The following is a 6,925-nucleotide window of genomic DNA, read 5'->3' as shown; positions in this document are numbered from 1 at the left end:
CCGCCATCGGTCGAGTATTCGACGGTGGCGCCGGCTTCGACACCGGTGAGATTCAACGTGCCGACATTGGTGACGTGGTCGGTGGCGCTGTTGCCGGAATCGGTCGTCAACGCGACACTGGGCGCGGCGGCCGACGTATCGAGCGTGAAGTTGAAGGACGTGGCCGACGAGGTGTTGCCCGCGATATCGGTCTGCCGGACCTGTACGTCGTTCATGCCTTCGACGGCACTGAAGCTGGTGTTCCACGTATGACCGCCATCGATCGAATATTCGACCGTGGCGCCGGTTTCGACACCGGTGAGATTCAACGTGCCGACGTTGGTGACGTGATCGGTGGTGCTGCTGCCGGAGTCGATCGTCAACGCAACGCCGGGTGCGGCGGCTGAGGTGTCGAGCGTGAAGCTGAGCGAAGTCGGGTCCGATGTATTGCCCGCAATATCGGTCTGCCGGACCTGTACGTCGTTCACGCCCTCGATGGCGCTGAAGCTGGTGTTCCAGGTATGACCGCCATCGATCGAGTATTCGACGGTGGCGCCGGTTTCGACACCGGCGAGATTCAACGTGCCGACATTGGTGATGTGGTCGGTGGCGCTGCTACCGGAATCGGTGGTGAGCGCGACGCTGGGCGCAGCCGCCGAGGTGTCGAGCGTGAAGCTGAACGACGTCGGATTCGACGTGTTGCCCGCGATATCGGTTTGCCGGACTTGTACGTCGTTCACGCCTTCGACGGCATTGAAGCTGGCGTTCCAGGTATGGCCGCCGTCGATCGAGTATTCGACCGTGGCGCCGGTTTCAACTCCGGATACGGTCAGTGTGCCGACGTTGGTGACGTGGTCGGTGGCGCTGCTGCCGGAATCGGTCGTCAGCGCGACGCCGGGCGCGGCGGCCGAGGTGTCGAGCGTGAAGCTGAGCGAAGTCGGATCGGACGTGTTGCCTGCGACATCGGTCTGCCGAACCTGTACGTCATTCACGCCTTCGACGGCGTTGAAGCTGGTGTTCCAGGTATGGCCGCCATCGATCGAGTATTCGACAACTGCGCCGGTTTCGACACCGGTGAGATTCAACGTGCCGACGTTGGTGACGTGGTCGGTGGGGCTGCTGCCGGAGTCGGTGGTCAACGCAACGCCGGGTGCAGCAGCCGAGGTATCGAGCGTGAAGCTGAACGACGTGGCCGACGACGAGTTGCCGGCAACATCGGTCTGCCGGACCTGTACGTTGTTCAACCCTTCGACGGCGCTGAAGCTCGTGCTCCAATGCGAACCGCCATCGATGCTGTACTGCACGGTCGCACCGGTTTCGATGCCGGTCACATTGAGTGTGCCGACGTTGGTGATGTGGTCTGTGGTGCTGTTGCCGGAATCGGTGGTCAACGCAACACCGGGTGCGGCAGCCGAGGTGTCGAGCGTGAAACTGAACGACGTCGGATCGGACGTGTTGCCTGCGATATCGGTTTGCCGGACCTGTACGTCGTTCAGCCCTTCAACGGCGCTGAAGCTGGTGTTCCAGGTATGGCCGCCGTCGGTCGAGTATTCGACAACTGCGCCAGTTTCAACGCCGGATACGTTGAGTGTGCCGACGTTGGTGATGTGGTCGGTGGTGCTGCTGCCGGAGTCGGTGGTCAACGCAACGCCGGGCGCAGCAGCCGAGGTATCGAGCGTGAAGCTGAACGACGTGGCCGACGACGAGTTGCCGGCAACATCGATCTGGCGGACTTGCACGTTGTTCAACCCTTCGACCGCGCTGAAGCTCGTGCTCCAATGCGAACCGCCATCGACGCTGTACTGCACGGTCGCACCGGTTTCGATGCTGGTCACATTGAGCGTGCCGACATGGGTGACGTGGTCGATGGCACTGCTACCGGAATCGGTCGTCAACGCAACACCGGGTGCAGCAGCCGACGTATCGAGCGTGAAACTGAACGACGTGGCCGACGAGGTGTTGCCCGCGACATCGACCTGCCGTACCTGCACGTTGTTCAACCCTTCGACGGTGCTGAAGCTCGTACTCCAATGCGCACCGTTGTCGACGCTGTACTGCACGGTGGCGCCCGTTTCGATACCGGTGACGTTCAGCGTACCGACATTGGTGATGTGGTCCGTAGCGCTACTACCCGAATCAACCGCCAGCGTCACCCCAGGCGCCGTCACGGCAGTCGTATCCAGCGTGAACGTACACGAAGACACGCATGACGCGTTGCCGGTCACATCGATCTGCCGCACCAGCACGGTATTCGTTCCTTCGACCGCGCTGAAACTCGTGTTCCAGTGCGCGCCGTTGTCGGTGCTGTACTGAACGGTCGCGCCGTGCGCCATCCCGCCGACCGACAGCGTACCGTCCGACGTGATGTTGTCGCTGGCCGACATCCCGGTGTCGTGCGCCAGTGCGACGACAGGCGCGGGCGGCGCGATGTCGACATAGGCCGTCGCCCAGCTCAGCGTACCGTTGCCCAGCCGGATCGCATACGTGAAGCTGTCCTGCGCGTAGCCCAGCGTGTTGAAGCTGTTCGACAACCACGAGGCGTCGAGATGGCTCGCGTCGTACCCGACCTTGCCGTCCGACGTGATCCAGATGTGCGCGCCGTGCGCGCTGAGGTCCGTGCTCACCGATTCCGCCCGGCCCGTATCCTGCGTCAGCAACGCGGTCTGTTCGAGCGCGACGGTCGTTTCGGTGCCGGAGTCGAGCGAGTAGAGCGTCTTGGCCGCGCCGCCGAGATCGTTCGCCATCACGTTCAGGTAGACGGTGGTGAGCGTATTGTCGGTGAGCCCCGTCTGAGCCGACGTAAACACGTCGTTCGTTGCCTGCGGCGTATTGCTGATGGAAACTGCGGTTCCGCTTGAAGTCGTCGCCATGTCGTGCTCCCCGTCCTGTCATGTTTTGATGCGGGCACTGCGCCGCCCGATGCGGCACGCGCCCGACGTACTGCAATCCGGTTCTCGTGTCAGCGCTCGCGCAACGCCATTTCCTTGGTCTTGATGACGGGCTTGAGCAGGTAATGCAGTACGGTACGGCGTCCGGTGCGGATGTCGACGGTCGCGATCATGCCCGGCACGATCGCGACCGGCTGGCTCTGGCCGCTCGGCTTGCTTTGCCGGGTACGCACCAGGACGCGGTAATAGCTGTCCGGTTTCTCGCCGGGACGGTCCGGCACGATCGTGTCGGCGCTGATGTCCTCGACGACGGCGGGAAAGCCGCCATAGATCGAGAAGTCGTACGCGGACAGCTTGACCGTCGCGTCCTGCCCCGGATGCAGGAATGCGATGTCCGACGGCCGCACGCGTGCTTCGATCAACAGCGTGTCGTCGAGCGGCACGATTTCCAGCAGGTCCATCCCCGGCTGGATCACGCCGCCCACGGTGTTGATCTTGATCTGCTTGACCATCCCCTTCAGCGGCGCGCGCACGAGCGTGCGCGTGACGCGGTCCTCGAGCGCGACGTTGGCCGCACTCAGCGCCGACTGATCGGCGCGCGCGAGGTTCAGTTCCTTCATCGCGTCGGCGCGAAAATGCGCGGTCGTTTCGTCGATTTTCTGGCGTGCCTCGCGATAGGCGGCCTCAAGCCGCGGCATCGCGAGCCGCGTCGCATCGAGGTCGCCCTTCATGTCGGTCGCCTGCCGCTCGAGTCGCAGCACCTCGACGTCCGATACCGCGCCTTTTGCCACCAGCGGGCTCGTCAACGCCAGCTCCTTCGCGACGAGCCCGTAGCTGCGCTGCAGCTGCGCCTCGCGCGAGCGCTTTTCCGCGAGCTCCTGCCGATGCTGTTCGGCCTGTTGCCTGAGCACGTCGAGATTGGCCTGCAATTCGCGGTGACGGGAATCGAACAACGAGCGTTCCTCGTCCAGCAGGCCCGGGTTCGTCCGTGCCAGGCGATCGGGCACGACGAACGCGGTGCCGTTCGCTTCGGCGCTCAGGCGCGCGATGCGGGCAAGGAGTGCGGCATCCTTCACCTGTCCTTCCTTGTACGACGACGTGAACCGCGTATCGTCGATGCGCATCAGCGGCTGGCCTTTCTGCACGACCTGGCCGACGCGCACCATGATCTCGGAGACGATCCCGCCCTCGAGGTTCTGCACCACCTGCACGCGGCTGGACGGGATCACCTTGCCTTCCCCGACGGTGACTTCGTCGACTTCCGCAAACGCGGCCCACAGGAGGGCGACGGCGAAGAACGCGAGCGTCGCCCAGAGGATCCAGTGGGTGAAGTAGCGCGGCCCCTCCATCGCGGCCGCGCAGCGCTCGCGCATGAACGCGGTATCGTCGGCGCGCGGCTTCAGCGCGGCGCCGATCCGCCCGCGCAGCGCCTTGAGCGCGGCAATGCGTTCCATCGTCGGCGCGCCGGCGCCGTCGGGTTCAGCCAGCAGCGACATGGAGCTTCCTCCCTGCAAGCGCCGCGAGGACCTGGTCCTTCGGACCATCGGCGACGACGCGGCCCTGATCCATCACGATCACGCGGTCGACGAGCGTGAGCAGCGACGGACGGTGCGTGACGAGCAGCAGCGTGCGGCCGGCCAACTGGACCGACAGGCGTGCCTTGAACAGCTCTTCGGAGCGGTTGTCCATTGCACTGCTGGGCTCGTCGAGCAACAGCACCGGCGGCGACAGCAGCATCGCGCGGGCGATCGCGACAGCCTGGCGCTGCCCGCCGGACAACGCTTCGCCGCGTTCGCCCACCGCGAGGTCGAAGCCGTTCGGCAAACGGTTGACGAAGTCCGCGACGCCGGCCACCTGCGCGGCGCGCAACACGGCGTCGTCGTCCGCGCCCGGCGTGCCCAGCACGATGTTGTCGCGCACGGTGCCGTTGAACAGCATCACGTCCTGCGGCACGTGACCGATCCCGCGCCGCAGCGTGGCAGGGTCGTACTGACGCAGTTCGACGCCATCGATCAGCACGTTGCCCGATGCAGGCGGGTAGAGACCGAGGACGAGTTTTTCGAGCGTGGTCTTGCCCGAGCCGACGCGCCCGATGATGCCGACGCGCTCGCCCGCGGCGATGCGGAACGACACGCCGTCGAGCGAGACGCCGCTCTGGCCGGGATACGCGAAGCTGACGTTGCGGAATTCGATCTCGCCCCGCAGTGCCGGCCGATGGACGAAGCGCTGCTCGGCCGGCCGCTCGCCGGGCAGGTTCATCACGCCGTCGATCGACGCCAGCGCGCTGCGCGACTGGTGGTAGCGGGTCAGCAGCGACGCCACCTGGCCCATCGGCGCGAGCGCGCGGCCGGTGAAGATGGTGCAGGCGATGAGTCCGCCCGTCGTGAGCCGGTCGTCGCCGATCATGTACACGCCGCACAGGACCACCGCGAGATAGGCCGCCTGCTGCGCGAACATCGCGAAATTGACCGCGCAGCCCGACAGCAGGCGCGACTTGAGCCCGAGCCGTGCGATCTCGCCAAGCAGTTGCTCCCAGCGCGCCTGCATCGGTCCTTCCGCGCCGTTGACCTTGATCGTCTCGAGGCCGACCAGCGTTTCGATCAGCAGCGCCTGGCGCTGGCTCGCGTGGCGCTGGCTGTCCTGGATGGTCCGCGCCAGCGGCCCCTGCACGGCCATGCCCGCGCCGATCACGAGCGGCAGTGCAAGCAGCGGCAGCCAGCCGAGGCCGCCGCCGACCCAGAACATCGCCGTGATGAACACGACCGAAAACGGCAGGTCGATCAGCGCCGCCGCGGTCGCCGAGGTGAGGAATTCCCGCACCGCTTCGAATTCCTGGATCTGCGAGGCGAACCCGCCGACGGACGGCGGCCGCGCAGCCATCCGGATGCCGAGCACCTTCTCGTACAGGTTTGCCGACAGGATCACGTCGATCTTCTTGCCGGCCACGTCGATGAAATAGCCGCGCAACGTGCGCATCACCACGTCGAACACGATCACGAGCGCGATGCCGGCCGCCAGCGCCCACAGCGTCTCGAGCGCCCGGTTCGGCACGACGCGGTCGTAGACGTTCATCGTGAACAGCGGCATCGCCAGCGCGAACAGGTTGACCAGCGTCGACGCGAGCATCACTTCGGCATAGATCGGCCACGATTGCGCAACCACCCCCCAGAACCAGTGGCGCGGGCGCGGCACGACGCTTTCCGTGTCGCGCGCATCGAACCGGTGGGCCGGACGCGCGAACAGCACGTGGCCGGCGTGGCGTTGCGCGAGTTCGGCCGCGTCGACGGCTTCCTCGCCGATGCCGGTTTCAGGAAGGATCACCTGCAGGGTGCCGCACGCGTTGCGGCGAACCAGCACGCAGGCTTGCCCGTCGTTGAGCAGCAGCACCGCGGGCAGCACCGCATCCGGGATGTCGGGCAGCGCGCGCCGGGCCAGTTTCGCCGAGAGGCCGGCGCGCGCCGCGGCCCGCACGAACAGCGCCGGGGTGAGGCGCCGGCCGGCGAGCGGCAGGCCGGCCACGAGCGTGTCGATGCCCACCGGCCGGTCGAACAGCCGCGTCAGCACGAGCAGGCAGCCCAGCAGCGGATCGTCGTCGATACCCGATCCGTGCGGCAGATTCCAATCGTGCGCGGCGCACGGCTCCCCGGCCGCGGCGGCGGCTTGCGTAGCGGCGGCCTGCATTACAGCACGCCGCCGGCCTGTTGACGGTTCGACCCGCGCAGCAGTTCGCCGCGTGCGCGCGTTCCCGCCGTCAAGCGCTCCGTCTTGCTCATGGCTCACCCCGATATTGTTTATCTGCTGTTCGTCGTCTGGTGCGACGGCTTGTGTTTGCGTCGAGCAACAGCAAGGAGCGGGCCAGATGCGGCGACTGGCCCGCGTGACGGGGAGGAGGGCGGCGTGCGCCGGCCGACAGCGGTATCCGAATGCCGATTTGGTTTCAGGTCTGATACGTTTCGCGTGTGCGAGCGCTGTGCGATTGCGTGCCGACGCACCGGCAACGGCATGCTGGAGAAGGCGCGAATGCTACCGCATCCGGGAAATGCGGCCGGCGCGGGGCC

General features: G+C 66.1%; 4 protein-coding genes. 1 reads left to right on the top strand and 3 read right to left on the bottom strand.

Going from position 1 to position 6,925, the window contains the following annotated elements:
• On the bottom strand, window positions 1–2,363 hold a 2,363-nt coding region (locus tag DIE22_RS31835; RefSeq protein WP_260426812.1), incomplete at its 3' end, for an Ig-like domain-containing protein.
• Between the two features lie 127 nt (window positions 2,364–2,490).
• On the opposite strand from DIE22_RS31835, the gene DIE22_RS39030 reads away from it, so the two are divergent.
• Complete coding sequence (locus DIE22_RS39030; RefSeq protein ID WP_260426811.1) at window positions 2,491–2,688, top strand: hypothetical protein; 198 nt, start codon at window positions 2,491–2,493, stop codon at window positions 2,686–2,688.
• A 250-nt stretch (window positions 2,689–2,938) separates the two neighbouring features.
• Here the strand turns inward: DIE22_RS39030 and DIE22_RS31830 are convergent, their stop codons facing one another.
• Window positions 2,939–4,363, bottom strand: coding sequence for an HlyD family type I secretion periplasmic adaptor subunit (locus DIE22_RS31830; RefSeq protein WP_124502065.1), 1,425 nt, complete (start codon window positions 4,361–4,363; stop codon window positions 2,939–2,941).
• The gene (locus DIE22_RS31825; RefSeq protein WP_124502066.1) at window positions 4,347–6,548 is read right to left on the bottom strand and encodes a type I secretion system permease/ATPase; all 2,202 of its coding nucleotides are present in this window, start codon (window positions 6,546–6,548) and stop codon (window positions 4,347–4,349) included. Before DIE22_RS31825 ends, DIE22_RS31830 begins: the two co-directional genes overlap by 17 nt.
• Between the last annotated feature and the right edge of the window lie 377 nt (window positions 6,549–6,925).

The organism is Burkholderia sp. Bp9142 (genome assembly GCF_003853415.1).
Classification (GTDB): domain Bacteria; phylum Pseudomonadota; class Gammaproteobacteria; order Burkholderiales; family Burkholderiaceae; genus Burkholderia.
The sequence above is the reverse complement of the archived record's forward strand: the minus strand, read 5'-3'. Positions and strand labels throughout refer to the sequence as shown.

Excerpts from the sequence above, each read along its gene's own strand:
- DIE22_RS31830 (WP_124502065.1), bottom strand. The coding sequence starts at position 4,363 with ATGTCGCTGCTGGCTGAACCCGACGGCGCCGGCGCGCCGACGATGGAA.
- DIE22_RS31825 (WP_124502066.1), bottom strand. The coding sequence starts at position 6,548 with ATGCAGGCCGCCGCTACGCAAGCCGCCGCCGCGGCCGGGGAGCCGTGC.